Annotated in this window: 26 protein-coding genes; 15 read left to right on the top strand and 11 right to left on the bottom strand. The window is 67.8% G+C overall.

What is annotated here, in order from left to right:
- The first annotated feature begins 176 nt into the window (after positions 1–176).
- The 8 genes from ACS5PN_RS15125 (at position 177) to ACS5PN_RS15090 (ending at position 9602) form a co-directional block, all read left to right on the top strand.
- Positions 177–947 (top strand): lysostaphin resistance A-like protein, encoded by a 771-nt coding sequence (locus ACS5PN_RS15125; RefSeq protein ID WP_439464798.1) that lies wholly within the window; start codon positions 177–179, stop codon positions 945–947.
- A 161-nt stretch (positions 948–1108) separates the two neighbouring features.
- Positions 1109–1426, top strand: coding sequence for a BON domain-containing protein (locus tag ACS5PN_RS15120; RefSeq protein ID WP_439464797.1), 318 nt, complete (start codon positions 1109–1111; stop codon positions 1424–1426).
- An 84-nt stretch (positions 1427–1510) separates the two neighbouring features.
- The gene (locus ACS5PN_RS15115) at positions 1511–1975 is read left to right on the top strand and encodes a CoxG family protein (RefSeq protein ID WP_439464796.1); all 465 of its coding nucleotides are present in this window, start codon (positions 1511–1513) and stop codon (positions 1973–1975) included.
- 133 nt (positions 1976–2108) lie between these two features.
- Positions 2109–3191 carry an acyltransferase family protein gene (locus tag ACS5PN_RS15110; protein ID WP_439464795.1) on the top strand — a complete coding sequence of 361 codons (1083 nt, stop codon included), beginning with the start codon at positions 2109–2111 and terminating at the stop codon, positions 3189–3191.
- Between the two features lie 191 nt (positions 3192–3382).
- Positions 3383–5356, top strand: a complete 1974-nt coding sequence (locus ACS5PN_RS15105; RefSeq protein ID WP_439464794.1) for a ferritin-like domain-containing protein — start codon at positions 3383–3385, stop codon at positions 5354–5356.
- The gene (locus ACS5PN_RS15100; protein WP_439464793.1) at positions 5337–8168 is read left to right on the top strand and encodes a PAS domain S-box protein; all 2832 of its coding nucleotides are present in this window, start codon (positions 5337–5339) and stop codon (positions 8166–8168) included. The genes ACS5PN_RS15105 and ACS5PN_RS15100 overlap by 20 nt, the downstream gene beginning before the upstream one ends.
- 11 nt (positions 8169–8179) lie before the next feature.
- The gene (locus ACS5PN_RS15095; protein ID WP_439464792.1) at positions 8180–8572 is read left to right on the top strand and encodes a DUF488 domain-containing protein; all 393 of its coding nucleotides are present in this window, start codon (positions 8180–8182) and stop codon (positions 8570–8572) included.
- A 40-nt stretch (positions 8573–8612) separates the two neighbouring features.
- Positions 8613–9602, top strand: a complete 990-nt coding sequence (locus tag ACS5PN_RS15090; protein WP_439464791.1) for a SecDF P1 head subdomain-containing protein — start codon at positions 8613–8615, stop codon at positions 9600–9602.
- A 4-nt stretch (positions 9603–9606) separates the two neighbouring features.
- Here the strand turns inward: ACS5PN_RS15090 and ACS5PN_RS15085 are convergent, their stop codons facing one another.
- Together ACS5PN_RS15085 and ACS5PN_RS15080 are read right to left on the bottom strand one after the other, a co-directional pair.
- On the bottom strand, positions 9607–10302 hold the full coding sequence (locus tag ACS5PN_RS15085) for a helix-turn-helix transcriptional regulator (protein ID WP_439464790.1): 696 nt from the start codon (positions 10300–10302) through the stop codon (positions 9607–9609).
- A gap of 230 nt (positions 10303–10532) precedes the next feature.
- Positions 10533–10928: a VOC family protein gene (locus ACS5PN_RS15080; RefSeq protein WP_439464789.1), complete on the bottom strand. Its 396-nt coding sequence runs from the start codon at positions 10926–10928 to the stop codon at positions 10533–10535.
- An 85-nt stretch (positions 10929–11013) separates the two neighbouring features.
- Between ACS5PN_RS15080 and ACS5PN_RS15075 the strand changes: the two genes are divergently transcribed.
- Together ACS5PN_RS15075 and ACS5PN_RS15070 are read left to right on the top strand one after the other, a co-directional pair.
- Positions 11014–11592 (top strand): TMEM165/GDT1 family protein, encoded by a 579-nt coding sequence (locus ACS5PN_RS15075; RefSeq protein WP_439464788.1) that lies wholly within the window; start codon positions 11014–11016, stop codon positions 11590–11592.
- A 68-nt stretch (positions 11593–11660) separates the two neighbouring features.
- Positions 11661–11978: a DUF805 domain-containing protein gene (locus tag ACS5PN_RS15070; RefSeq protein WP_439464787.1), complete on the top strand. Its 318-nt coding sequence runs from the start codon at positions 11661–11663 to the stop codon at positions 11976–11978.
- Here the strand turns inward: ACS5PN_RS15070 and ACS5PN_RS15065 are convergent.
- Entirely contained in the window at positions 11964–12860 is an 897-nt protein-coding gene (locus ACS5PN_RS15065; RefSeq protein ID WP_439464786.1) for a LysR family transcriptional regulator, read from the bottom strand. The two genes, ACS5PN_RS15070 and ACS5PN_RS15065, sit on opposite strands and share 15 nt — an antisense overlap.
- Positions 12861–12964: 104 nt before the next feature.
- On the opposite strand from ACS5PN_RS15065, the gene ACS5PN_RS15060 reads away from it, so the two are divergent.
- Entirely contained in the window at positions 12965–13810 is an 846-nt protein-coding gene (locus ACS5PN_RS15060) for an oxidoreductase (protein WP_439464785.1), read from the top strand.
- Positions 13811–13826: 16 nt separating this feature from the next.
- On the opposite strand, the gene ACS5PN_RS15055 is transcribed toward ACS5PN_RS15060, so the two are convergent.
- From ACS5PN_RS15055 to glpK, 5 genes are all read right to left on the bottom strand, one after another.
- On the bottom strand, positions 13827–14321 hold the full coding sequence (locus ACS5PN_RS15055) for a YcxB family protein (protein ID WP_439464784.1): 495 nt from the start codon (positions 14319–14321) through the stop codon (positions 13827–13829).
- 64 nt (positions 14322–14385) lie between these two features.
- Complete coding sequence (locus ACS5PN_RS15050) at positions 14386–14850, bottom strand: hypothetical protein (RefSeq protein ID WP_439464783.1); 465 nt, start codon at positions 14848–14850, stop codon at positions 14386–14388.
- A gap of 53 nt (positions 14851–14903) precedes the next feature.
- Positions 14904–15389, bottom strand: a complete 486-nt coding sequence (locus tag ACS5PN_RS15045; protein ID WP_439464782.1) for a hypothetical protein — start codon at positions 15387–15389, stop codon at positions 14904–14906.
- Positions 15376–16212, bottom strand: coding sequence for a hypothetical protein (locus ACS5PN_RS15040; protein WP_439464781.1), 837 nt, complete (start codon positions 16210–16212; stop codon positions 15376–15378). The genes ACS5PN_RS15045 and ACS5PN_RS15040 overlap by 14 nt, the downstream gene beginning before the upstream one ends.
- A gap of 21 nt (positions 16213–16233) precedes the next feature.
- Positions 16234–17700 (bottom strand): glycerol kinase GlpK, encoded by a 1467-nt coding sequence (gene glpK / locus ACS5PN_RS15035; RefSeq protein WP_439464780.1) that lies wholly within the window; start codon positions 17698–17700, stop codon positions 16234–16236.
- A gap of 26 nt (positions 17701–17726) precedes the next feature.
- Between glpK and glpD the strand changes: the two genes are divergently transcribed.
- Positions 17727–19211: a glycerol-3-phosphate dehydrogenase gene (glpD, locus tag ACS5PN_RS15030; protein WP_439464779.1), complete on the top strand. Its 1485-nt coding sequence runs from the start codon at positions 17727–17729 to the stop codon at positions 19209–19211.
- On the opposite strand, the gene ACS5PN_RS15025 is transcribed toward glpD, so the two are convergent.
- Complete coding sequence (locus ACS5PN_RS15025) at positions 19208–19879, bottom strand: hypothetical protein (protein ID WP_439464778.1); 672 nt, start codon at positions 19877–19879, stop codon at positions 19208–19210. The two genes, glpD and ACS5PN_RS15025, sit on opposite strands and share 4 nt — an antisense overlap.
- Positions 19880–19933: 54 nt before the next feature.
- Here ACS5PN_RS15025 and ACS5PN_RS15020 point away from each other — a divergent pair, with 54 nt between their 5' ends.
- Positions 19934–20899, top strand: a complete 966-nt coding sequence (locus ACS5PN_RS15020) for a DMT family transporter (RefSeq protein ID WP_439464777.1) — start codon at positions 19934–19936, stop codon at positions 20897–20899.
- Here ACS5PN_RS15020 and ACS5PN_RS15015 read toward each other — a convergent pair.
- The gene (locus ACS5PN_RS15015; protein ID WP_439464776.1) at positions 20896–23775 is read right to left on the bottom strand and encodes a carbohydrate-binding protein; all 2880 of its coding nucleotides are present in this window, start codon (positions 23773–23775) and stop codon (positions 20896–20898) included. The two genes, ACS5PN_RS15020 and ACS5PN_RS15015, sit on opposite strands and share 4 nt — an antisense overlap.
- A gap of 363 nt (positions 23776–24138) precedes the next feature.
- On the opposite strand from ACS5PN_RS15015, the gene ACS5PN_RS15010 reads away from it, so the two are divergent.
- Positions 24139–24546, top strand: a complete 408-nt coding sequence (locus ACS5PN_RS15010; protein ID WP_439464775.1) for a hypothetical protein — start codon at positions 24139–24141, stop codon at positions 24544–24546.
- Positions 24547–24646: 100 nt separating this feature from the next.
- Positions 24647–24979, top strand: a complete 333-nt coding sequence (locus ACS5PN_RS15005) for a hypothetical protein (protein ID WP_439464774.1) — start codon at positions 24647–24649, stop codon at positions 24977–24979.
- Between the two features lie 157 nt (positions 24980–25136).
- On the opposite strand, the gene ACS5PN_RS15000 is transcribed toward ACS5PN_RS15005, so the two are convergent.
- A complete protein-coding gene (locus tag ACS5PN_RS15000) occupies positions 25137–25949 on the bottom strand; it encodes a hypothetical protein (protein ID WP_439464773.1) in 813 nt (270 codons plus the stop codon).
- Between the last annotated feature and the right edge of the window lie 47 nt (positions 25950–25996).

The raw sequence follows: 25996 nt of genomic DNA, 5'->3' as shown, positions 1-25996 counted from the left end.
CGGCCCTTCAACCCGACAACGGCGCCGCACGCCCAATCCTTCCCATCCGCGTGTAAAGAGCTGCAAACAGTGGCGGCGGCCGCCTCGCCGCCCGAAAGGCGGGCGCTAGAGTGCGCGGCCGCCAACCGATAACGAGGGAGAGGGAAGAGGCTGCCCCGTGCCGCCCCCCGCCATGCATGCCGCAGCCGCGCGACACCTTTCCCAACGCCTTCGAGGCCGCCTTCCTGGTGGCCTGCCTGTTTGCCGCCGAGTTCCTCATCGGCGCCGCCTTCTACGACGCCAAGGCCGTCCTCGGCATCGAGCCCGACGAACTGATGAGCGTCGTCGTCGTGCTGGCCAACGGCCTGGTGCTGACGGCCGTCATGCAATGGGCCGGCCTGGGCTATGCCGCCGTCTTCCACGAATCGCGCAGCTCGCCGTCGGCGGTCGTGGGCCTGCTGGCCCTGCCCATCTTCTGCGTGGTGCCGGCGCTCGCCCTGGGCAACATCGCCCTGGGCACGCTGGTGGTCGCCTTGTTCCCGATGTCCGCCGCGGATGCCGCCATGTTCGAGCGCATGGCCGCGGGTGGCTGGATCTCCACGTTGACGGCCTGCCTCATTGCGCCGCTGGTCGAGGAGATGCTGTTCCGCGGCATCATCCTGCGCAGCTTTCTGCGCCAGTACGAGCGCTGGCCGGCCATCCTGGGCTCGGCCCTGCTGTTCGGCCTGTCGCACATGAACATCTACCAATGCGTGGCGGCCTCCGTCGTCGGCCTCGTCATCGGCTGGCTGTACGAGAGGACGCGCTCGCTGTGGCCCGGCATCCTGCTGCACGCGGCCTACAACACCACCCTCAGTCTCGACCTGAACACGGACGCCCTGTCGCCCACGCAATGGGGCATCGCCCTCGCGGGGGTCACGCTCGGCAGTGTCACGCTGCGCCGCCTGCTGCTGCCCCGCCGGACCTAGGGCGACGACATAGCCCGACTGCGGGCCGCGCCGAAGCGATAGCCGCCGTCCTACAGGCGGGCGGCACCGCGTCCGCCCCGCGTGCGGTGGGCTGCTGCTTAGATTTCGGTTTCAGCGGTGCGCATCGGGTGTTGCCGCTTCCGATGAAAGGAACCCCAGCCATGAAGATCTCGAAACTCGCCTCCCTCGTCGTCGTCGGCGCCCTCGTTGTCCCCCTGGCCAGCTTCGCGGACGACAAGCCCGCCGGTACCGCCAAGGTCTGGGTCAAGGACTCGGTCGTGACGACCAAGATCAAGACCCAGCTGGCCACGGCCAAGATCTCGTCGCTGGCCAAGGTCCACGTCGAGACCGATGCCAACGGCTGGGTGGAGCTGACCGGCAAGGTCGCGACCCAGGCCGAGAAGGATCGCGCCGAGGCCATCGCCAAGGCCGTCGACGGCGTCAAGTCGGTCGACAACCAGCTGACCGTCGGCAAGTAACAAGCCCCCCGGCCTCTCGCGCGCGGCCCGCCGACACCCCTCGGCGGGCCGCGCCTTTTGGTGGCCCACCACCCGGATCGACACATGAACCTGACCGGCCAGCAGCACCTGCCCGTCTCCCAGGCCCAGGCCTGGGCCGCGCTGCACGACACCGCCTTGCTGCAAGCCGCCCTGCCGGGCTGCGAAGCCATCACGCCCGCCGGTGACAACGCCTTCGACGTGCTGATGACCGTGGCGGTCGGCCCGGTCAAGGCAAGGTTCCAGGGCCGGCTGCAGCTGTCGGAGCTGATGCCGCCGCAGAGCTACCGCCTGAGCTTTGAAGGGGCGGGCGACGCCGCCGGCCATGGCAAGGGCCAGGCCCTGGTCCAGCTGCAGGCCGTGGCAGCGCGGGACACCGTGCTCAGCTATGACGTGACCGCCAGTGTCGGTGGCGCGCTAGCGCTGATCGGAGCTCCATTCGTCGACACCGCCTCGCAACAACTGGCCCAGGACTTCCTCGCGCGCTTCCACGCCGCACTGGCCGCGGGGCCCGCTCGCGATGCCGCTTGAGCTGACGAGATATTGCAAATTTCCAGGTCACGTTCGTGACGGCCTGAAACAAGCGGGTTTTCCCCGGTGTGACGCCGGTACAATTTCACAAGTCCGAAACAACGGGCCTGCCCCCAGCAGGCCCGTTCTTTTTATGTCCAACCCGTCCCGACGACTGCCGCACATCGACGTCCTGAAGGCGGTTGCAGCCCAGATCATCGTGCTGCACCACCTGGTCAGCTACGGCCCGATCGCCCGCGCCGCCCATGCCGCCCTGCCCCTGCTGGCCAGTGCGATGCATCAGTACGGCCGCATGGCGGTGCAGATCTTCCTGGTCGTCGGCGGCTACCTCAGCGCGCGCGGCCTGTCGCCGCGCGGTCAGGCCCTGCAGGCCGGCGTGCCCGAGCTGCTGTGGCGGCGCTATCTGCGCCTGGTGCTGCCCTTCCTGGCGGCCCTGGCCCTGACGCTGGGCATCTCCGGCCTCATCGCCTCGTCCTGGCCCGAACTGGTGCCGACCGACATCAGCCTGGGCCAGCTGCTGGCCCATGCCCTGCTGCTGCACGACGTGCTGGGCTACGAAGCCCTGACGGTAGGCGCCTGGTATGTGGCCATCGACCTGCAGCTGTTCGCCCTGCTCGTCGGCTTGATGTGGCTGGCGCGCCGCGGCTGGCGCCACCCCAGCCGTCTCGTCGTCGGTCCCCTCCTCGTCGCCGTGCTGGCACTGGCCTCGGCCTGGGTCTTCAACCGCCAGCCCGACCTGGACGCCTATGGCCTCTATTTCTTCGCGGCCTATGGCCTGGGCGCCCTGGTGCACTGGCTGGGCCTGTGGCGCCACCGCCGCGCCGGCCTGTGGCTGCTGGCCGTCGCCATCCTCGCGTCGCTGATGCTGGACTGGCGCGACCGCCTCGCCCTGGCCCTGGCCACCGCGCTGTGGCTGTCCTGGGCCCAGGCCCGCCACGCCCGCGGGGTGCCGCTGCTGCCGGCCGCCTGGGCCGAAGCCTTCGCCCGCGCCGCAACACCGTCCTACGCCCTCTTCCTGCTGCACTTCCCGGTGCTGCTGCTGGGCAATGCGTTGCTGGCCCATCTGCCGGGCGCGACGCCCGAAGCCGGCGTGGTGCTGCTGGTCGGCACCTGGCTGCTGGCCAACGGCCTGGCCCTGCCCTTCCACCGCTGGGTGGAGGCACCGGCCGCGCGCTTCGATCCCTTGGCCTGGCTTCCCCGCCTGCGCACAGCCTGACCAGACGCCCCTCGCCCACCCTCGCCTCGCTGAACGCGGGCGTGTGTGGTCGGTCCCCCGAGGGGCCGGCAATGCTTGCCGGATCGACCGGCAAGCACATCGCCGGAGCGGGCCGGCTAGGGAGCGGCCCGGCGCTCGGCCCGCACGGCGCGTGCTAATGTCTGGCGCAGCCAGCCCGAGGATGCGCTTCCATGACGACGCCCACCGCGGCCCCCAGCCGCGAACAACTCCTGCATTGCCTGTACGAGGCCGCCGAGCTGGAGCACAACCTGATGTGCACCTACCTCTATGCGGCCTTCAGCCTGAAGCAGGGTGAAGCCGAAGGGCTCAAGCCTCACGAGGCCGAGGCCGTGGAACGCTGGCGGCGCGAGATCACCGCCGTGGCCATCGAGGAGATGGGCCACCTCGTCGCGGTCTGGAACATCACGGCGGCCCTGGGCGGCGCGCCGCGCATCGGCCGCGGCAACTTCCCGCTGGACCCCGGCAACCTGCCGGCCCGCGTCGTCGTCAAGCTCGCGCCCTTCAACGACGCGACGCTGCAGCACTTCATCTTCCTGGAGCGCCCCGAGGGCAGCACCGAGCAGGACGGCGAGGGCTTTGCCGCCGAGCGCCTGTTCGTGCGCGGCTCGACGGTGCCGCGCGTCACACCCATGGCCTGCGACTACGAGACCGTGGGCCACTTCTACCAGCAGCTCAGCGAGGACCTGGCGGCCTTCGTCGAGCTGCATGGCGAAGGCACGGCCTTCTGCGGCGACCGCTGGCTGCAGCTCGGGCCCAACGAGCTCAACCTCGGCGGCGCCCGCCACGTGCTGTGCAGCAAGACGGCGCTGGCGGCGTTTGATGCCATCGTGCGCCAGGGCGAAGGCGCGCCCAGCGACAGCGACACCTCGCACTACCACCGCTTCGCCGCCATCCGCACTGAGCTGGCCGCGCTGCGCCAGGCCAACCCGGACTTCGAGCCCGCCTGGCCGGCCGCCACCAACCCGGTGCTGCGCCGCCCGCCGCGGCCCGAGGGCCGGGTCTGGCTGGAAAACCCGGCCGCCGCCACCACGGTCGACATCGCCAATGCCAGCTATGGCCTGATGCTGCGCCTGCTGGCCCAGGCCTATCTGCTGCCCGGCCCGTCGGCCGAGAAGGCCCTGTGCATCGACCTCGGGCTCGGCCTGATGCGTGCCTTCACGCCGCTGGCCGAGCATGCCGCGCGCCTGCCCGCCGGCCCCAGCAACCCGGGCTGCCATGCCGGCGCCAGCTTCACGGCCCTGCGCGACGCGGCCGCCCTGCCGCCGGGCCCGTCGGCGCGGCGCTTCTTCATCGAGCGCCTGGGCCAGCTGGCCGAGGCCGGTGCCGCCCTGCATGCCGAGCTCGGCGCCGAACGCACCGGCCGCGCGGCCCGCCATTTGCAGACGCTGTACGAGCGCGCCGAGCGCGGGCTGGACCTGAACGCCCCTGCCCCCCGGGCCGCTGCGCCGGCACCGGCCGCAGCGCCCGCACCTGCAGCCCCGCCGACCGAGACCGTCGACGGCGTCGAAGTTGTGCAGGGTGAAAAACTGGAGCTGCGCTTCGAGGCCCAGCGCTGCATCCATGCACGCTTCTGCGTGACCGGCGCACCCAAGGTCTTCCTCGCCAATGTGAAGGGGGCGTGGCTCTATCCCGACGCCATGCCCGTCGAGCGCCTCGTCGACATCGCGCATGCCTGCCCCTCGGGCGCCATCCAGTACCGCCGCAAGGACGGCGAGGCGGACGAGACGCCGCCGCCTGTCAATCTGCTGTCGGTGCGCGAGTCCGGGCCCTACGGCATTCGCGGCGAGCTGCTGCTGCGCGGCCAGTCCATCGGCACACGCGCCACGCTGTGCCGCTGCGGCGCCAGCAAGAACAAGCCCTTCTGCGACGGCAGCCACCACGACATCCATTTCGCTGCGACGGGCGAGCCAGAGACCGGCCTGCTGGGCCTGCCCACCGACATGCCGGCAGTACGCGACGGCCGCATCGACATCGAGCCCGAGCCCAACGGTCCGCTGCAGGTGCGCGGCCCCATCGAAGTGCTGAGCGGCACCGGCCGCATGGTGTGCCGCGTCGCGCAGGCGCGGCTGTGCCGCTGCGGTGGCAGCCAGACCAAACCCTTCTGCGACGGCACCCACGCCCGCAATGGCTTCAGCGCCCCCTAGTACCTTCGACTCCACGCTGGACGCCCCGGCGCGCCCACGCGAGTCGCCGCACGACCTCGCCGCGCGCGTGCTGACGACGGTGCTGGCCTGCCTGGGCGGCGCGATGACGGCACTGGCCGCCTTCGAATTCGCCGCCGGCCGCACCACGGCCCTGTCGGGCCAGCGGCTGATGATTGCCCTGGGCATGCTGGCTGCCGCCGGCCTGGGCCATCTGCTGCGCCGCGCCAGCCATCCCAACGCAGCCTGCGTCGTCACGCTGGCCACGGCCATGGCCACCATCGCCGTGCATGCCGTGCAGGTCGGCCTGGGCGTGCACACCGTGTCGCTGGCCGTCGCCTGCATGGCCATCACGCTGGGCGGCGGCTTGGCGGGCAGCCGCGCGGCCATGGCGCTGACCGCCCTGTACCTGAGCGCCGTCGGCGTGCTGGCCTGGCTGGAGGCCAGCGGCCGCATCCCCGGCGCTGGCGCGCCGCTGCGGGTGACGCTCGGGGACCGCATCGCTGCCCATGGCCTCTATGCCTCCACGGCCCTGCTCTCGGCGCTGCTCATCAACCGCGTGCTCGGTGCCGCACTGCGCAAGGCCTTGAACGAGGAAGCGCGCCTGAGCCACCTCGTGCAGGCCGCGCACAACTGGGCCTGGGAAGCCGATGCCAAGTTCCGCGTGACGATGCTGTCCGACGAGTTCGAGACCCTGTCGGGCCACCAGCGCGAGGCCTTCCTGCGCATGGGCGAACCCGGCGGCGTCGTGCTGGTGCGCGACGCCGACTATCCAGGCCTGCTGGAAGACATCCGCGCCAAGCGCGCCTACCGCGACCGCGTCAACGCCTTTCGCACGCCCGACGGCCGCATCCTGTGGGCGCTGACCTCGGGCGAGCCGGTCTTCGATGCCGACGGCACGCATATCGGCTGGCGCGGCGTCAGTCACAACATCACCGGCGAGCGTCTGGCCCTGCAACAGCACCAGCGCACCGCCAACATGCTGGACCGCGTGCTGCGCGCCAGCCCCGACGCCATCTGCGTGGCCCATATGGAGGACGGACGCATCCGCTTCGCCAATTCCGGGTTCTGCGCCCTGGTGGGCATGACCCGCGACGAGCTGATGGGCCGCTCGGGCCGCGAACTGGGCCTGTGGCCCGACAGCAGCGAACCCCAGCGCCTGGCCGCCGAGCTGGCGGCCTCGGGCATCGTGCGCGACTTCCGCTCGGCCCTGCTGGTGGATGGCGAATGGCGCGACGTGCTGGTGTCGGCCGCCACCCTGGACTGGGAGGGCGAGCCCGCCACCATGCTGATCGCCCGCGACATCACGGAGCGTGAGCGCGCCCGCATCGAGGCCGACGCCATCCTCGACCACGCCAGCGTCGGCATCGCGCTGACGCGCGGCGAGCGCTTCGGGCGCGTCAACCGTCATTGGCAGGAAATCTTCGGCGGCATCGAGCCGCAACTGGTGGCGGGCGCCCTGTGCCTGCCCTCGGCCCACGAGATCGCCAGCAGCGCCCTCGCCTTCGAGCGCGATTGCATCCGCCCCGACGGCCGGCGCATCACGGTGCAGTTCAATGCCCGCGGCCTGCCCACCACGCTGGCCGCCCGCGACGACAGCAGCGCCGAGCACGCCACGCTGTGGGTGGCCGAGGACGTGACGACACGCCGCCAGCAGGAGGGCGAGCTGCGCGCCGCCAAGCAGCAGGCCGAGACCGCCAGCCATGCCAAGAGCGCCTTCCTTGCCACCATGAGCCACGAGATCCGCACGCCGCTGAACGGCGTGCTGGGCCTGGCGCGGCTGCTGCAGCACGGCAGTCCCGACGACACCCATCGCGACAAATACCTCACCCACCTCGTTGGCGCGGCCGAGTCCCTCAACGAGATCGTCTCCAACGTGCTGGACCTGTCCAAGATCGAGGCGGGTCATCTGGAGCTGGAGAAGATCGAGTTCGACCTGCATGCGCTGGCCCAGGCCAGCTTCGAAGGCTGCGCGGCCCTGGGCCGTGAGCGCGGCCTGGACATGCAGATCGAGCTCGCGCCCGGCCTGCCCCGCCTCGTCGTCGGCGACCCGCTGCGGGTGCGCCAGATCATGGCCAACTTCCTGGTCAACGCGCTGAAGTTCACCGAGCGCGGCCACATCCGCCTGAAGCTGGCGGCGGCCGATGCCAATCGCGTGCGCATCGTCGTGCAGGACAGCGGCATCGGTGTGCCGGCCGAGCTGCAGGGCCGGCTCTTCCGCCCCTTCGCCCAGGCCGACGATTCGACAACGCGGCGCTTCGGCGGCACCGGCCTGGGCCTGTCCATCTGCCGCGAGCTGGCCACGCGCATGGAAGGCCGGGTCGGCGTGCAGAGCGACGGCGCCAGCGGCTCCAGCTTCTGGGCCGAGCTGGCCCTGCCCACCAGCCACACCATCGACGACACGGCGACGCGCAAGCGCATCCCGCTGCCGCCGCGCTACCCACTGGCCGGCCAGCGACTGCTCGTCGCCGAGGACAACCCCGTCAACCGCCTCATCATCACGGCCCTGCTGCAGCGCCTGGGCGCCGAGGTCGTCGAGGCCGAGGACGGCGAGCAGGCCGTGCGCCTGGCGCGCGAGCAGGCTGGCCGGCTGGACGGCGTGCTGATGGACCTGCACATGCCCAAGGTCGATGGCCTGAAGGCGACCCAGCTGCTGCGCGCCGATCCGGCGACGGCCAAGCTGCCCATCCACGCTTTCACCGCCGCCGTGCTCGACCAGGAACGGCATGCGGCGCTGACGGCGGGCATGAACGGCTTCATCGCCAAGCCCATCTCCGAGGACGAGGTCATCCGCGTCCTCGGACGCCAGCCCTGAAAGAGCTTCTCATGCCCATCCGCATCGTCAGACTCGGCAGCCCCCGCGCTGAAGGCGAAGGCACGCGCATCGGCACCGTGCGCCGCCCGCCGCGCGGCGTGCCCAAGGCCGAGTTCGCAGCGCGCGATTTCTACGACGTCTGGTTTCCCAATCTCGCACCCAGCGTCGAGACCATGAAGCTGGGCCAGGCGGCCGTGAGCGAGGCCGAGTGGAAGGCGTTCAAGAAGAAATACACCGCCGAGATGGCCGAGCCCGAAGCCCAGCACGCCCTGTCGCTGCTGGCGACACTGTCGGCGCAGACGAATTTCTCGGTGGGCTGCTATTGCGAGGACGAGGCGAGATGCCATCGGTCGCTGCTGCGCGAACTGCTGGCCGACAAGGGCGCGCTGTTGGACCACACGTAGATCGATCAGCCTCATGCAACCTGTGCCCCAGATGTCCTTGATGCACCGTTCCGTCACTGTTTTGGCCTTGGGCTTTGCAGGTTGGGCTGGTGCGGCGGAAGTGCCATGCGCTGCAACAGCGGAAGCTGCAGCAACGGCTTTCGTGCAATCGTCCATTCAGGCGCCAAAGGAAGGCATCCCCCTGCTGGCGCCAAAGTCGCTGGCATCCTTTCGCACACGCCTGGCTCAGTTGCTGGATGACCGATACGCGCCAAGTTCGGGAGAACTCAGGCGGCGACTCCATATCGAAGACCTGGCTTCGGCAGCCGCCACGCAGATGACGGATGCCGAGTTCGTCGGCGCGTACTTTGTCGCCGGCGCAGCAAGAGCGGCTCCTGCTTCACTGCTGGACCTTGCGGTCACCGAACGACGGGAGGACCGGTATTTGGGCGAGGTCGTCACGGTCCGTTACCGGCTTGCTGCACAAGGTCGCGAGGTGGCGCAGGAGCGCACCTACCACCTGTCGAATGACCAAGGATGCTGGCAGATGAACGTGCCTCTGGAGGCGCGAGCGCGGCTGGAGCAATTGGCAAGCTTTCTCAAGGAGTCGCGCGTCGATCCGCAGTTCCTTGCGGGCAAAGCACCTCGACTGGCGTTGCACGTTGCGCCCGCTTCGGCGGCCGCATTTCCCGCATCGACTCGATTCAGCACGCCGGGCAGCATGGGGGATCCCATCTGGGTGGCCGATGCACCCCTGCTGTCGGCGAAGGATCTGAATGGCGTTTCAGCCTACTGGGACTGCCAGCCGTCGGAACAAGGCGCGGAAGATGCGGCCGTGCGCTTGCGCTTCAGCAAGGCCGCGGCCGCAAGGCTCGAGCGCTGGAGTGCCGGGAACGTCGGCGCCATGCTTGCCGTGGTCCTGGACGGCGAGGTCGTCACCTACGCCAAGGTGGCGAGCAAGCTCAGCGACCGGCTCTCGCTTTGCCTGCCGGGCAAGACCCTGGAGCAGGCTCAGGCCATCGCACGCCGATTGGCGGGCCAGCCCGCGTAGCGGCTCAGGCCCCGCCGTTGTCCTGCGCCTCGCGCTTGCGGTTCATGTCCGCCAGCGTCTTGCCCGGCTCGTCGCGGAAGGGCTCCTCCAGCACTTCCAGCGTCTCAACGCGGTCGACGCGGAAGCTGCGGAAATCGTTGCGCAGCTCACACCAGGCAGCCAGGGTCCAGACCGGGCCCCAGAACAGGCAGGCCAGCGGGCGCACGATGCGCTCGCTCTTGACGCCGCCCAGGTCCAGATAGCCGACCTTGAGCTTGCGCCGCGCCTCGGTGGCCTCGCGCATGGCGGTCAGGTGGGCGCTGGTGGCGGGGTCCAGGGCCGGCAGCGGCGCGTACAGGGCCAGGCTCTCCGCCGCGGCACGGGCGTCCAGCGGCAGCACGGCGAGGATCTTGGACAGCGCGTTCTCGGCCTGCCGGGCCAGGGCCGCGTCCAGGCGCGACTCGGCCATGCGCACCGTCGCGACCAGGGCCTGGGCTTCCTGCTTGCTGAACATCAGCGGCGGCAGGTCGAAGCCCGCCCGCATGCGATAGCCGACGCCCGCTTCGCCCTCGATGGGCACGCCCTGCTGGCCCAGGGCCGCGATGTCGCGGTAGACCGTGCGCATCGACACCTCGAGGCGGCTCGCAAGGTAGTCGGCCGTCGTGAGACGGCGTCCGCGGATGAGCTGGACGATCTGGAAGAGGCGGTCGGCGCGGCGCATAACCAGGCATTGTGTGGCAGCGGGCACGACCCTTGCAGAAGACAGGGGTCAGCGACAACGACGTCGAACATCATCATGGCCATCTATGCTTCCTTCCAGGCCCGCGGCACCCCGCAGGCTGAACTGGCCACCCTGGGCACCATCAGTGCTCCGCTGGCATCCCTGGCTCAAGACCAGCTTTTCGTCGCACGCGCCGCGACGGGGCGAAGCCGCCCTGCGAAAGGGCGGAGTCAGCCCATGGCCGTGCAGAGCTCGACCAGCGTGCCGTCCGGGCAGCGCACATAGGCCACGGTCTGGCCCCAGGGCTTGGTGACGGGTGCGGCCAGGGCGCGTGCACCGGCGGCGATGGCCCGGTCGTAGGCCGCCTGCACATCGTTCACCGTGAAGCCGATCTCCATGCCCAGGGGCTGGGTGCTGGAATCGGCAGCCACGTAGTCGTGCTGCACGCTGTCGCGCGCGGTGGCGTGGTCGACGAAGGCCAGCTTGGTGCCGGAGGCGCCGGTGTCCACCTCGCCATAGGCGCCGCTCTCGTGCAGAAAGCGCGCCTTCAGGCCAAAGGCCTTGTCGAAGAAGGCCAGCGATGCGGCGACGTCGGGCACGTAGACGAGGGTGTAGGCAAAGTTCATGGCGACCTCTTGAAGTGCAATGTCCTCATGCTGCGCCGGGTTGGCTGTCAGCGCATGTCAGGAGCACCTGGGAAAATCCCGCTCAATGCAAGCCTTCCTCATCGCCACCGGCCTGGTGGCCCTCGCCGAGATCGGCGACAAGACCCAGCTCCTGGCCTTCATGCTCGCGGCCCGCTTCAAGCGGCCCGTGCCCATCGTGCTGGGCATCTTCGTCGCGACCATCTTCAACCATGCCGCGGCCGGCGCCCTGGGCTCCTGGCTGACCGGCATCATCGGCCCGGTGGTGCTGCGCTGGATCCTCGGCCTGTCCTTCCTGGCCATGGCGGGCTGGATGCTGATCCCTGACAAGCTCGACGAGGACGACACGCCCAAGCCCGGCCATGGCGTCTTCGTGACGACGGTCGTCGCCTTCTTCCTGGCCGAGATGGGCGACAAGACCCAGATCGCCACCGTGGCCCTGGCGGCGCGCTTCCCGGCCGACTTCATCGGCGTCGTCGCCGGCACGACGGCCGGCATGATGCTGGCGAATGTGCCCGCCGTCCTGGTCGGCGGCAAGCTGGCCCAGAAGCTGCCGGTCAAGCTGGTGCACACGGTGGCCGCCGTCATCTTTGCGCTGCTGGGCATCGCGACGCTGGCCGGCCTGGGCGAAAGCCTGGGTTTCTGAGGGGTGAGGAAGGTCACCAGGTGACCTAGCATGCCGGCGACTCAACACCACCTCGGGGAGAGGCTGTCATGACCTTCCAGGACTCCATCAAAGTCTGCTTCAACAAATACGTCGACTTCTCGGGCCGCGCCAGCCGCTCGGAATACTGGTGGTTCGCACTGTTCGTCTTCATCGGCAATGTCGTGCTGGGCATGGTCAGCCATTGGGCAGGCCTCGTCTTCGTGCTCGCCTGCCTGCTGCCCCAGCTGGCCGCCGCCACGCGCCGCCTGCATGACACCGGCCGCAGCGGCTGGTGGCAGCTGATCGCCTTCGTCCCGCTGATCGGCTGGATCATCCTCATCGTCTTCCTGGCCCAGGAAAGCGGCGAAGCTTCAGAGCCCGCCTGAGCGGGCGGCGTCGATGAAGGCGCGCAGCTTGGGCGCCAGCGACGCACGCCGCGGGAAGTAGAGAAACAGCCCCGGCTCCTCGAAGGCCGACGCGGGCAGCAACTGCTGCAGCGCTCCGCTGCGCAGTTGCTCCCGCACCAGGGGCTCGAAGATATAGGCGATGCCGACGCCCGCCAGGGCCAGATCGCGCGCAAAGCTGGCGTCGGTGATGACGGCGCTGCCCGTCGTACGCACCGCCAGCGTGTCGCCGGCCTCACGCAGTTCCCAGTCGTAAAGGCTGCCGGCCGCCAGCAGGCGAAAGCCGATGCAGTTGTGCACCGCCAGTTCCGCCACACGAGACGGCACGCCCCGGCGGGCGACGTAATCCGGCGAGGCCACCAGGATGGCCTGGAAGGGCGGCGTCAGGCGCACGCTGACCATGTCCTGCGCCACCTGCTCGCCCAGGCGGATGCCGGCATCGAAACCCTGAGCGACGATGTCGACGAGGGCGTCGTTATCGTGCACCTCCACCATCAACTTCGGGTGCTCCACGGCCAGCTTCGCGAGCAGCGGCGGCAGCACCATCTGCGAGGCCACGCGCGAGGAGTTCAGCTTCAGCACGCCGCTCACCTCGCCACGCGCAGCGCTCAAGCCCTCGACGGCCGCGCCAATGTCCTCCAGCGCCGGCCCGACGCTGGCGAGAAAGCGCTGCCCCGCCTCGGTCAGCGCCACGCTGCGCGTCGTGCGCGCGAACAGCGGCTCGCCGAGTGCGTCCTCCACCACCCGCACCGCATGGCTGACGGCCGACGCGCTCAGACCCAGGGCCTGAGCGGCAGCCGCAAAGCCGCGCTTCTCGGCCACGGCGACAACGATGGGCAGATGGGCCAGCAGCTCACGGTTCATTCATGAACCATATCGCATGACCCATGCAATTTCGACGTCTTTATCCGATCACATCGTTTCAAGACACTGGACTCCGTCGCAACCCACCACCCCACGGAGCCCCCATGACTGCAACCCAACGCCCCACCTGGTTCATCACCGGCGCCTCGTCCGGCTTCGGCCTGTCCTTCGCCAAATACGCGCTGAGCCAGGGCTACAACGTCGTCGCCACCGCCCGTCAGCCGGCCCGCCTGGCGGCGCTGGCCGAAAGCAACCCCGAGCGCGTCCTCGTGCTGCCACTGGACGTGACCGCCGCTGGCGACGCCGAACGGGCCGTCGCCGCCACGCTGGAGCGCTTCGGCCGCATCGATGTGCTGCTCAACAACGCCGGCTTTGGGCTCGTCGGCGCCGTCGAGGAGACGCCCGACGCCGAGCTGCGCGCCCAGATGGAAACCAACTTCTTCGGCGCCGTGGCCGTGACCCGCGCCGTGCTGCCGACGATGCGCGAGCAGCGCAGCGGCGCCATCGTCAACCTGTCCAGCATGGGCGGCCAGATGTCCTTCGGCGGCTTCGGCGCCTACTCGGCCTCCAAGTTCGCGCTGGAAGGCCTGTCCGAGGCCCTGGCCCAGGAGGTCGCACCCTTCGGCATCCAGGTCCTCATCGTCGAACCCGGCGCCTTCCGCACCGGCTTTGCCGGCGCCGACGTGCTGCGCCAGATGCCCGTGCTGCCGGCCTATGACGACATCGTGGGCGGCACGCGCAGCTTTGCCAAGGGCATGGACGGCACCCAGGCCGGTGACCCGGACAAAGCGGCAGCGGCCATCGATGCGGCGCTGAAGGCCAAGGTCACGCCGCTGCGGCTGCAGTTGGGCGCGGATGCGATTGACGCGGTGCGGGCGCACAGCGAGCAGTTGCTGAAGGATCTGGCGGCGTGGGAGGGTGTGGGGCGCGCGACCGCATTGGATGTCTGAGTCGCGCTGACGGAGGTCAGGCGTCGACCTTTCCACCGCTGGCCGTGACGCGTTCAAGGATGTAGGCCTGCATCTCTGGCGCCAATTCACCGAGAGGCAGTGTCATGAAATGCGCTTTGGAAAAAAGCACCAGCCAGAACCCTTCGAAGCGCCACACCGCTTGAACGGCTGACCACTTGAGCGTCGAGCTTCCCATGCCAGAGCTGACGGTGAAGCCCTCGTCGTCTGCTGCGATCTCAGCCATCGGCCGCCCCATATCGCGGAGCTTCTGCCGCCCATTCCTGTAATGCAAGACATAGAGCGCTGCTGAAAACACGACGCCGATCGACACGGCGGCACCCAGCGCGCCAACGCCCCAGCTGCGGTCTCCATTCGCACCAAGCCAGACGACGTATGCAGCCAAGACGGCAAGCACCAAAGGAAAACCAACTCCGACCGTTCGGCGCCAGAAAGCAAAGGTGGCTTTCCTGACGAGGGAATCGCTGAAGGTGAGCGAAGCAATATGGCGCATGAGGAGCTATTGAAGATCGCCGAGCAAACTGAACCGGAAGGTGTGCCGGCGGAAAGTGCAGGAGCTACACACCGCGCCAATTGCGAATGCCCTCGGCAAGGACGTCGTCCCAGCACTCTTGCGCAACGAACTCACCGTACTCACTGGCCAAATGCTCCAGGAAGTGGGCAACGACCGCACGTTGGCTTGCATCGAGCAATGAGAGGCTTGGATGTCGAGGTCCTTCGGAGAAATGGTTGATGAACTGCATCATGAAGAGATCTCCCGCCTTGTCTCTGGAGTCTGGTGCAGCCAATTCCATCAGGCGGGGAAGCAGGTAGGCCTTCGCTGCCGGCGTCAGATAGCACAGTGGCCCCCACGCGCTAGTACCAAAGTCGAATGCGGTGAGTTGCTCACGCGGCTTGCCGCCCAGCATCTCTTCGTAGTCGATTCGCTCGGGCTCATAGAGATCCGGATCGATGTAACTCGACGGCTGGTTGAAACAGGCAAACGACTTCTCCGCCTCGCGAAAATCAAACGGTAATTCCATATCGTCAGCGCTTGTTGGTGGTCATTCAATACGTCGACACCCTCGCGTGCCTTTCAACACTCTTCGGGCTCTTCCACGAACAGCCGCGGAACCCGTCGAGGCTCACAACCCTGCACGCATTCGTAGATGACGGTCCCGCGCCTGCACATATTGCTGTGCGTCTCACTGAAACGGATCCTGAAGTAGGCACCGGTCAGGGGTGATGATTTACCTTGCCGGCAATCCAGAGCTTCCGGGCCACCGGTCACCGGTGATTCACCGACCCAGGCACATTCCCCTTCGAATGCGACAGCCGCCACCTGCTTGTTGGTAGCGTGCCCCTTGGCATCGTTCTTGAACGTGATGATGTCGCCGATATTGACCACGACCGTCTGGTTCAACCGGTTCTTGCCCCAGGAGCCGGTGTTCGTGACGGCATCGGCGGCATCGGAGCTGGCCAACATCGCCGCAGCAAGCGCCGCAAGCCTCGCACAGTCCCTGCTCCACACCAGCCTCGTCCTGCCTCGGCCCGCCCGGAACTCCTGGTCAGAGCCCTTCATATTTGCCCTCCTGATCAACGTAGAGAAGGCTGACAAGAAACCACCGCTCGGCTGTTTTCTTGAGGTGATATTCGTAGTCGTTCGCGATGGCGAGCGTTCCGATGAGCTTGGTGTTTTTCGTCCTGACAACACACCCTTGCGGCGTGAGTTCAACGCCAAGCACGACCTCTCGGCTGTTGTCATGAGATGCGTCACTGCCAAAGGCAACGGGCTGGTGCTGAAAACCTGGAGGGCAATACTTCGCTATCAGCGAGGCATAGGCAGACTCCGCCAAGTCGAAGCCGGCATCGGGATCCTGGGTGTAAGCGTCGTTGGCGAAGCTGTTCCAGTGTTCATAGTCAGCGATGTAGGCGCGGACAAACTCGTCGGGTCCAAGGCCTTCGACAGCCACTTCCGGCAAGCAGAACGCGCGTTGCTCCAGCGCCCGATCTTCTGAAACCGGCTCCGATTCCTGCTGAAGTGCCTTTCCCCAAATGCTGACGACGCCTTCAAAGCGCCCCGGTTCAGTCGCAGAGATGCGTATGGCGCTCGGAACAACGCTCTTGCCCTCGTACGCTGGCGTTGCGGTGTATTTGCGAACCAAGCCCTTTTCGGCCATCGGTCGGATGGTGCTCAGATCCAGGCGGCTCTTCAACTCGACCGCAAACGCTGGAACGTAGACGACATTCGGCGGCTCGTCCTGCCCGCCAAATTCCATGGGGAGAAGGAGCAATTTCTTGAGTTCGCCTCGCTTGTACAACGCCTCGGCCTTGTGGCGGGAATCGACGTGCCGATAGTCCGGGCCCGTTTTCGGCGCACCCAGTCGCCTAAGCCATTCAAGCACGTCGTTCTCCCCAAGCCCTCATCATTCCGCCAACACCTGCCTCACCGCCTTGTCCCACTCCGCCAGCCTCGCCCCCGCTTCATCCCGCGACATGCGCGGCTCGAAGGCGCGGTCGAGCTGCCAGATGGCGCCGATCTGCTCGGTGGACTCGTAGACACCGGTCCCCAGCCCAGCCAGCAGCGCTGCACCCAAGGCCGTCGTCTCGATGACCTTGGGCCTCAGCACCGGAATGCCGAGCAGGTCGGCCTGGAACTGCATCAGCAGATCGTTGGCACTCGCGCCGCCGTCGACGCGCAACTCGGTCAGCCGGTCCGCCGCATCGACATCGGCGTTCATCGCCGTCAGCACCGCCGCGCTCTGGAACGCGATGCTCTCCAGCGCGGCGCGGGCGATATGGGCCTGTGTGGTGCCGCGCGTCAGGCCGAGCAGCGCACCGCGCGCATCGGGCCGCCAATAGGGCGCGCCGAGGCCGGCGAAGGCGGGCACGAACATGACGCCGCCGGCATCCGCCACGCTGCTGGCGAGCGCCTGCACCTCGCCGCTGCCGCCGATGGCCTTGAGCCCGTCGCGCAGCCATTGCACGACGGCACCGCCGACAAAGACGCTGCCCTCCAGCGCGTACTGCGCCGTGCCATCGACCTGCGCCGCGCGCGTCGTGATGAGGCCCTGCGTGGAGGTGCGCGCCTGGGTGCCGGTGTGCATCAGCAGGAAGCAGCCGGTGCCATAGGTGTTCTTGGCCTGGCCCGGGGTCAACGCTGCCTGTCCAAACAACGCGGCCTGCTGGTCGCCCGCGATGCCGGCGATGGGGACACCAAATTCGGTCGCCTGGCCGAAGACGCCGGACGAAGGCTTCACCTCGGGCAACAGGCTCTTCGGAATGTCGAAGGCCGCCAGGAGCTCGTCGCTCCACTCACCGCGATGGATGTCGTAGATCAGCGTGCGCGAGGCATTGCTGGCGTCGGTGGCGTGCACCTTGCCGTCGGTCAGCTTCCACAGCAGCCAGCTGTCGATGGTGCCGAAGGCCAGCTCGCCGCGGGCAGCGCGCTCGCGGGCACCGGGCACGTTGTCCAGCAACCAGCGCAGCTTGGTGGCCGAGAAATACGGGTCCAGCACCAGACCCGTCAGCTCGCGCACGCGGGGCTCCAGGCCCTGGCTCTTGAGCTGCTCGCAGAAGGCCGCCGTGCGCCGGTCCTGCCAGACCAGGGCCTTGTGCAGGGGCTGGCCGGTCTTGCGGTCCCACAGCACGACGGTCTCGCGCTGGTTGGTGATGCCGATGGCCGCCACCTTGACCCCGGCCTTGGCCACGGCCTCGCGGGCGCACTCGACCTGGTGGGTCCAGATCTCTTCGGCATCGTGCTCCACCCAGCCCGGCTGGGGGAAATGCTGCGGCAGCTCGCGCTGGGCGACCGCCAGCAGGCGCCCGTCGCGCCCGAAGACTAGAGCACGCGAACTAGAAGTCCCCTGATCCAACGCGAGCAGTGCGTCCATGGCCGTCATTCACTTAGAGTGGTTGCATGGATCATTTTGACGTCGTGGTGGTGGGAGGCGGCATCAACGGCACGGGCCTGGCCCGCGACCTGGCCGGCCGGGGTTGGCGCGTGCTGCTGGCCGAGCGCGACGACCTGGCTTCGCACACCTCGTCGGCGTCCACCAAGCTCGTGCATGGCGGGCTGCGCTATCTGGAGACCTATGAGTTCTCGCTGGTGCGCAAGGCCCTGCAGGAGCGCGAGGTGCTGCTGCGCAGTGCGCCGCATCTGATCCAGCCACTGCGCTTTGTCTTGCCGCATGCGCCACATCTGCGCCCGGCCTGGATGATCCGCATCGGCCTCTTCCTCTACGACCACCTGGCGCGCCGCGAGCTGCTGCCGGGCTCGCACGGTCTGCGCCTGGCCGGCAGCGTCTATGGCGCGCCGCTGAAGCCCGAGTTCACGCGCGGCTTTGTCTATTCCGACGGCTGGGTGGACGACGCCCGCCTCGTCGTGCTGAACGCCCAGGACGCCAGAACGCGTGGCGCCGAGGTGCTGACGCGCTGCGCCGTGACCGAGGCCGTGCGCGGTGCGCAGGGCTGGCAGATCGCGCTGCAAAACGGCCGCCGGCTCCAAGCCCGCGCCCTCATCAACGCGGCCGGCCCCTGGGCCGAGCGCTTTCTGCGCGACCACACCCGGAAGACCGATGGCCAGCCCCTGCCGGCGCGCGGCCTGCGCCTGGTCAAGGGCAGCCATATCGTCGTGAACCAGCGCTTCACCCACGACCACGCCTACATCTTCCAGAACGCCGACGGCCGCATCATCTTCGCCATTCCCTACCAGGGCCGCTTCACGCTGATCGGCACGACCGATGTGGAGCTGCCCGAGCACGAGGAGCCGCCGTCGCGCGCGACCATCGCCGAGGACGAGGTGGCCTATCTCTGCGAGCAGGCCAGCCGCTACCTGGCCCAGCCGGTGCAGCCGGCCGACGTGCTGTGGACCTATGCCGGCGTGCGCCCGCTGCTGGACGAAGGCGGCTCGGCCTCGGCCGTCACGCGCGACTATCTGCTGGAGGCCGACAAGGACGGCGGCGCGCCGCTGCTCAATGTCTGGGGCGGCAAGCTGACCACCTATCGCAAGCTGGCCGAGGACGGCGCAACCCAGGTGAGCGAGATGCTGGCACCCCACAACGTTCAGGCCCGCAAGCCCTGGACGGCCGGCGCCACCCTGCCCGGTGGCGACCTGGGGGCGCACGGCGTCGACATCGACGGTTTTGCCGCCGAGCTGCAGGCGGCCTATCCCCGGGACGGTGTGCGCCGCGTGGCCCGCAGCTATGGCAGCGTGGCGCGCGAGCTGCTGGCGGCGCCGCCGGGCGCCGAGATCGCACCGGGCCTGTTCGAGTCCGAACTGCGCCATCTGGTGGAGTTCGAATGGGCCCGCAGCGCCGAGGATGTGCTGTGGCGGCGCAGCAAGCTGGGCCTGCACTACACGACCGAGCAGCGCGAAGCCGTGATGAACTGGTTCAGGACCTAGAACGCCAGCTTGAACCCAGCCGTCTTCAGGCGGGCCCGCGCGCCGGCGAACTGGCGGCCATAGGACGCATCGACAAACAGGCGATCGGGCAACACGGCGACACGCAGGGCCGCATTGGCCCAGGGCTTGCCGCGGTCGTCGCCGAAGACCTCGGCCATGGGCTGCCAACGCCCACCTTCGCCGAAGCCGCCATGCTCGACGGCCAGGGCCCAGGTGGTGCTGCGCCGTTGCAGCAGCTCGTCGCGCTGGTGTCCGAAGTTGGCATGCAGGGTCAGGTCACGCGTCAGCGGCGCGCTGCCGATGAGGGTCAAGCCCGCGCTGCTGCGCCGCCAGGCCGTCTCGACATGACGGTGCGACAGGCTCCAGCCCAGGGTGAGCTGGGCATCGCCATCGGCCCAGGCCGTGCTGGCCAGCATCGTCTTGCCGTTCAGCGCCAGCTCGCGGGGGCGGATGGCGTTCAACGCCACCTCACTGCCCCAGCCGATGCCGCAGCCCAGCTGCAGGCTGGTCTGGCGCTGGCCGCCACCGTCCAGGCGCCAGTCGCCATGCGCGCCCTCCAGTTCGCAGGCGTGCGGGTCCATGACGGCGGCGTCGTCGGCCTGCAGAGGCCGGCCGGCCTCTGCGGCACAGGTGACGAGAACGAGACTGAAGACGAAGGCATGGCGCATCGTTGAAAGAGCCTAGCGCCCGGATGTGACGCCGGCATGGGGGAAGATGCCGGCATGTTGTTTGGATTGCTGTTTGCCCTCGCCGCGGGGTTGATGTGGGGGCTGGTGTTTGTCGCGCCCATCATGTTGCCCGGCTATGCCCCCGCCTTGCTGACGGTGGGCCGTTACCTGGCCTTCGGACTGATTGCCCTGCCCCTGGCCCTGCTGCTGGACCGCCGCGCGCTGCGCGAACTGCCCCGCAGCGACTGGTGGGAAGCCGCCAAGCTCAGCCTGGTGGGCAACTTCCTCTACTACCTGTGCCTGTCGGCCGCCATCCAGCGCGCCGGCGCGCCGCTGCCGACCATGATCATCGGCACGCTGCCGGTCGTCATCGCCATCTGCGCCAACCACCGCAACCGCGTGCGCGACGGCCATCTGCCGTGGGCCAGGCTGGCGCCATCGCTGCTGCTGATCGCGGCGGGCCTGGCCTGCGTCAACCGCGATGAGCTGGCCACGCTGCAGGCCGAGGCCGGCGACCCGCGCCGCTATGCCGAGGGCGCGCTGCTGGCCATCGCCGCCGTGGCCTGCTGGACCTGGTATCCCATTCGCAATGCCGACTGGCTTAGGGCACATGCCGATCGGAGCCCGCGCGCGTGGGCGACGGCGCAAGGCCTGGTCACGCTGCCGATGGCGTTGGTGGGCGTGCTGCTGCTCGCCCTTGTCTGCCTGCTGGCGCCAGGGACGCTGATCCCGGCCGACTACACCTTCCCCCTCGGCGACAGGCCGTTGGCCTACGTGGGCCTGATGGCGGCCATCGGCCTGTGCTCTTCGTGGCTGGGCACGCTGTGCTGGAACGAGGCCAGCCAGCGGCTGCCGACCTCGTTATCGGGCCAGTTGATCGTCTTCGAGACCCTGGCGGCGCTGGCCTATGCCTTCGCATGGAACCGGCGCACCCCGCCGCCGGCGACCTTGGCAGGCGTGCTGCTGTTGATCGCCGGCGTGGTTTGGGCTCTAAGGATCAAGCCGGTTAAGCACGCTTAGAACCCGGAGTTGCCGGAGCCGCGGTTCAGCGTGAAGCCGCCCGTGTTGCTCAAGCCGCCTTGGGCTGCACCGCTGACCGTCACGTTCTGGAAGGTCGCATTGCCGCCTGACTTGATCTGGATGCCGTAGGTGCCGGCCCCCGTGATCGTCACGCCGTCGAACAACGCGCCCTGCACCTGGTTCGGTCCACTGATGTAGATGCCCGAGTAGGTGCTGTCCTGGATGACGAGGTCCTTGATGACCAGGGGCGCGGTGATGCTGGACGTGTCGGCGAACAGGAAGAGCGCGCCGAACTGGTCGTTCCAGTTGGGCTCGAAGCCGCCCGTGCGCACCAGCGTGTTGCCGGTGATGCGCGTGGTGCCGCTGAAGGGCACGGGGCTGAAGCGCGAGCTGACCGTGATGCCGGAAGAACCGACGACCGTGTCGCTGATGACGTTGTACTCGGCGCGGTTGCCGTAGCCGCCGTAGATGCCGATGCCATTGGCCAGCACCGGCGACTGCACGGTGTTGCGCAGATAGGCCGAGTTGGTCACCGCGGCGCCCTCCGAGAACATCGCCAGCGCGTCGTCACCGGTGTTGCGCACGACGCTCTGGTCCATCACCACGTTCTGCACATTGGCGTGGATGTTGACGCCGTCGGCAAAGGTGTTGCGGATGCGCAGGCCGCTGGCGTAGAGGCCGTTGGTGCCCGAGTCGATCCACATGCCGACCTTGGTGTGCTCGAACCAGAGGTTCTGGAACATCGAGCCGGTGCCGAAGTTGCCTTCCAGCGGCGCGTCGGTCATGACCTGGCCGTCGGGATCGCGCAGCGTGACCTTGCCCAGCATCAGGAAGTCGGCCAGCTTGACGTTGTTGCCGGTGCCGTAGAGGCCGCCGTGGCCGTCGTTGCCCAGCTCCACCGTCGAGTACCAGGGACCGGCGCCACGCATGGTCACGCCGGAGATGTTGATGCGGGAGCTCAGCTTGAAGGTCCCGGCGGGAATCCACACCACGCCGCCGCTCGGCTGCGCCGCTGCGATGGCCTGCTGGAAGGCCGAGGTCGCGTCGCCGCCGCCGGACACCGCGCCGTAGCTGGTGATGGAGAAGGCGCCAGCCGGCATGGCATAGGCGGCCGGCACGACCTCGGTCTCGATGAAGTCGATGTCGTAGTAGGCCGCGGTATTGCCGCCGTCCTTCTGCAGCTTGAACACGGTGCCGGCCGGGTAACTCGCCAGCGGCACATGGATCTCGTCGTAGAAGTGGCGCGGCGTGCCGTCCGACGGCACGTCGCGGAAGGGGTAGGCGCCGTAGACCCAGGCATAGGTCGACGTCAGGGTGAGGTCCTGCACCTTGGTGCCGTTGGCGTACAGCGCCAGCGTCGCCGACTGACCACCGCCGCCCGGCGCGTCGGGGATGGAATAGCGCAGCACCAGGGAGTTGGTGGGCTGGGTGGTCGTGAAGCTGACCTGATGGCCGGTGTTGGACAGTCGCACCAGGCTGCGGCCGCTGGACTCGGACTGCACGGTGAAGGGCGTACGGCCGGCGGTCATCACGGTGGCGTTGGTCGACGCGGCCTCGGCTTCATACAGCGTCGTGCGCACGGTGGCGCCGCGCGCGGCGGCCGTCAGCTCGCCGGCCACGCTGAGGCTGTCGATGCCGACGTCAGCGCCGGCCGATGCAGACTGCAGCCCCACGGTGTTGTGACCGGTGCGCAGCGTCAGCGGCAGGCTGAGCGTCGCCCACGTGCTGCTGGCCGGGATGCTGACCGTACCGACCTTGGCGGCATTGACGATGACATCCAGAGTGCGAGCGCTGCCGCTGGTGTTGAGGTAGCGCAGGCTGGCGGTGGCGCTGCCGTCGCCGCTCATGAAGACGGTGCGGATGGCGCGCGCGCCGCTGCTGGAGAAGCCGGCCGCATAGCCGCTGCCGTTGTAGCCGCTGACCGAGGTCGACACCGCGGCGCCGCCGGACATGAACCAGGTCTCGGCCTCGGCTGGCGTGACATTGGGGTTGCCGCCACCGGTGACGGCCGCGACGTCCAGCGCGTCGAGGTTGACGTTGCCGCTATCGCTGGTCGTGAACTTGTAGGCGACCGTATGGGCGCCAGCACTCAGCGTGACGGTGGACGTCTGCGTGGCCCAGGTGTCCCAATTCGCCGTGGCGGGCAGCGTGACCTGGCCGGCGGAGGCGCCGTCGACATAGACGGTCAAGGTCTTGGCCGCGCCCGTGCCATTGGCATAGCGCAGGCTCAGCGAATGGCTGCTGGCGCTCGCCGCCGTCACGGCGAAGGCGACCTGGGCGTTGCCCTTGTTGCCATCGGTGAAGCCGCCGACAAAGCCGCTGCCCTGGTAGCCGGTGTGATCGGTCGCCACGACGGCGCCGCCGCTCAGCGTGGCGTTCTCTGCCTCGCGGCCGCCGCTGCCGGTGACGACGGCGTCGACATCGAGCTTGTCCAGGTTGACGTTGCCGCTGTCGGCGCCGGTGAACTTGTAGGCGATGCTGTGGTTGCCGGCGGTCAGCGCGACGGTGGTCGTCTGTACCAGCCAGTCGTCCCAGTTGGCGGTGGCGCCCAGGCTGACCTGGCCCTTGGACACGCCGTCCACATACAGCGTCAAGGTCTTGGCCGAGCCGGTGCCGTTGGCATAGCGCAGCTTCAGCGTGTAGTTGCCGGCCGTGGCCGCGTTGACGGTGAAGTTCGTCTGGGCATTGCCCTTGTTGCCATCGACGAAGCCGCCGACAAAGCCGCTGCCGGTGTAGCCAGTGTGGTCGGTCGCGGTGGACGCGCCGCCGCTGAGGGCGGCGCTTTCGGCCTGGAAGGTGGCGGCGTGAACAGTGGTTGCCAGCATCAAGAACGGCAGGCAGGAAATCAGGCGACGCAGCGCCGGTGTCGTTTGCATGGGGTTGTCTCCGTAGTAGTCGTCACGAGACCCGTCTAGCGCGGGCCGAAAACCACTCTAGGGACGACAACCACCCCATTGGCGATGCCCCGGCGGGGCGCAAGGCCTGAAGCTTCAAAACCTTGGGAAGGCTTCAGGCTGGCTTCAGATTCGCCATAGGCGGCGAGGACGCTGACGCAGTCGTCTCCGGGCGTAGACGACGACTGGTAACGCGACCCGAGGATATTCACCGATGCGGCCACATCCAGCCGCGATGCACGCCCCGACCCGCCAAGAGAAACGGCGGATAGGACAAGCAGCGACGCCGTTGGATGTCGGCGATGCAGCGCAAGCGGACACCCCCACCTAGGCAGAATCGATGCCATGACAGTCAACGAGTACGTCTTCCCATGGAAGGTATTTGTCTTCGCGCCTCTAGTTTGGGTGGTGGCTTTTCCCGTTGCGCTTTTCATTGCGGCCTGCGTCGTTTCGCAGCACGACCTGAACCACAAATTTCAGGTTGGCGTCGTCTTCGGCCTCATTACATTGCCGTATGCGTATGCGGCAACGCTCTTGGTCGGTCTACCGATGTACGTTCTATGTCTGCTTAGACGTCTGGAAAGATGGACGAGTTGGATATTCCTATTTGCCGGAGCCTCTGCCTCGGCATTCGTTGCCTGCCAGCGCGGCAGCGACAACGAAATGACGATCGGGCTCTTCCTGGCGGGACTTGCAACAACCATCGCGGCTTGCCTGTTGGAGCGTCGAAACCGCCTAAAGCAGCTGACGTAAGACGAGACAGTCCGCTTCCAGCCTGGAGCGGCTGGCAGCACCCATAGCCAGGCGGCACGGCCGCAAGCTTTGAAGTTGGGCAAGAATCGCCGGCCCGCCCATGCCCTCCGACCTGCCCCCTCGCTCCGTCGCCCTAGAGATCATTGCCGCGGCGCTGCTTTTTGGCGCTAGCCTGTTCGCCGTCCACTTTGCCATCGCCGATCAGGCAAACGGCAAGCCGTTTCGGGCCATCGAAGCCGCAGGGGCCGCCATCCTTTTCTTCGGGGCCTGCTTCGACCCCGTGAACTGGATTTGGCGCCTTCTGCCCTTCACCAGGCGGGATCAGATCATCCAGCCGCCGCCGTGGGCCAAGATCGGATGGCTCGTCTTCGGTATCGGTTGGGTGGTCTTTGTGGTGGGCCTGATTGGCAAGTACACGCACCACGGTCATTGAGCAGGCTAAGTGCGGTGGCCGCCCGCTTTGCAGCGGCAGCTGTCGTTCGGATTGACTCCGGCCGATGTAGGCTGTCGGCCAAGAGCCCGCACCGACGGCTGGCAGTTGTCGTCGGCAATGCCGGTTCAGCGTCACCTAACCTCTTCCGCCGCCGAGATCAATCTTCCTGCTTCGGATGAAGAATTGTGTCCACGAAATAGCGGTTGTCCCAATGGTCCGGTCTGTTTGGATAGCTGGGGCATACCGTACTGAGAGTACTCGCGGCGTGTGCCCATGGCCATCGGCCCGTGGCGCCTCCCCCAAAGCCCGCATCCCACACGAACTTGGTCAACTCAGCGATCATTTCACCTGACTGTTTATCAATTACTTTAAGCCTCGTGCCGGAGATCCAGAGTTCACGGTCTTCGGGGTCGACCAAGTCTTCGTAATCAAGGGCATATCGCGTACTAGATGCTGGAATGTGGTCGCGCTTGAAGTCAACCCGCCAGTCGGCGCGGCGCGCGCCTCCCGGAAATGACGCCCGAAACAGCCTGCCAGTGGCACGGTCCCTGTACTCGACGAACTTATAGCCCAGGATCAGCGGCATACAACGCTCGCAGTTCGGTCCGTTGTCGGGAGTCAGCATCCCCCGCCGGTCCGGAATCAACCGGTCCCGCACCTCTGTCATCAAGAACTCTTTGATGTAGTCGTCCCCTCCAGACTCGCCCGCCATTGCTGCCTCGGGATACATCGGATCGAAGTACTCCGTCCCGCCCCAGGGAATCGGCTTCTTGACCTTGGTCAGCTCAATGCCTTCCACGTCTTTGACGGTGCGCTTGATGACTACGCCGGCGGTCTTACAGCGCTCTTTGAACAGAGCCTCGGCCTTGGCGTACTTCTCACGGTAGGCCGCCTCATTAGCTTCTGCCGCCTTGGTGGCCTGACTCTTGCCGCAGGCGGTGAGGGCGCACAGGGCCAGAGGCAATAGCATCACACACGCGCCAACGTTAGTGGGAAGTGATCTTGGCGGCATACTGA

The organism is Roseateles sp. NT4 (genome assembly GCF_051857475.1).
Classification (GTDB): Bacteria; Pseudomonadota; Gammaproteobacteria; order Burkholderiales; family Burkholderiaceae_C; genus Pelomonas.
This window is presented reverse-complemented; position numbering and strand designations above follow the sequence as displayed.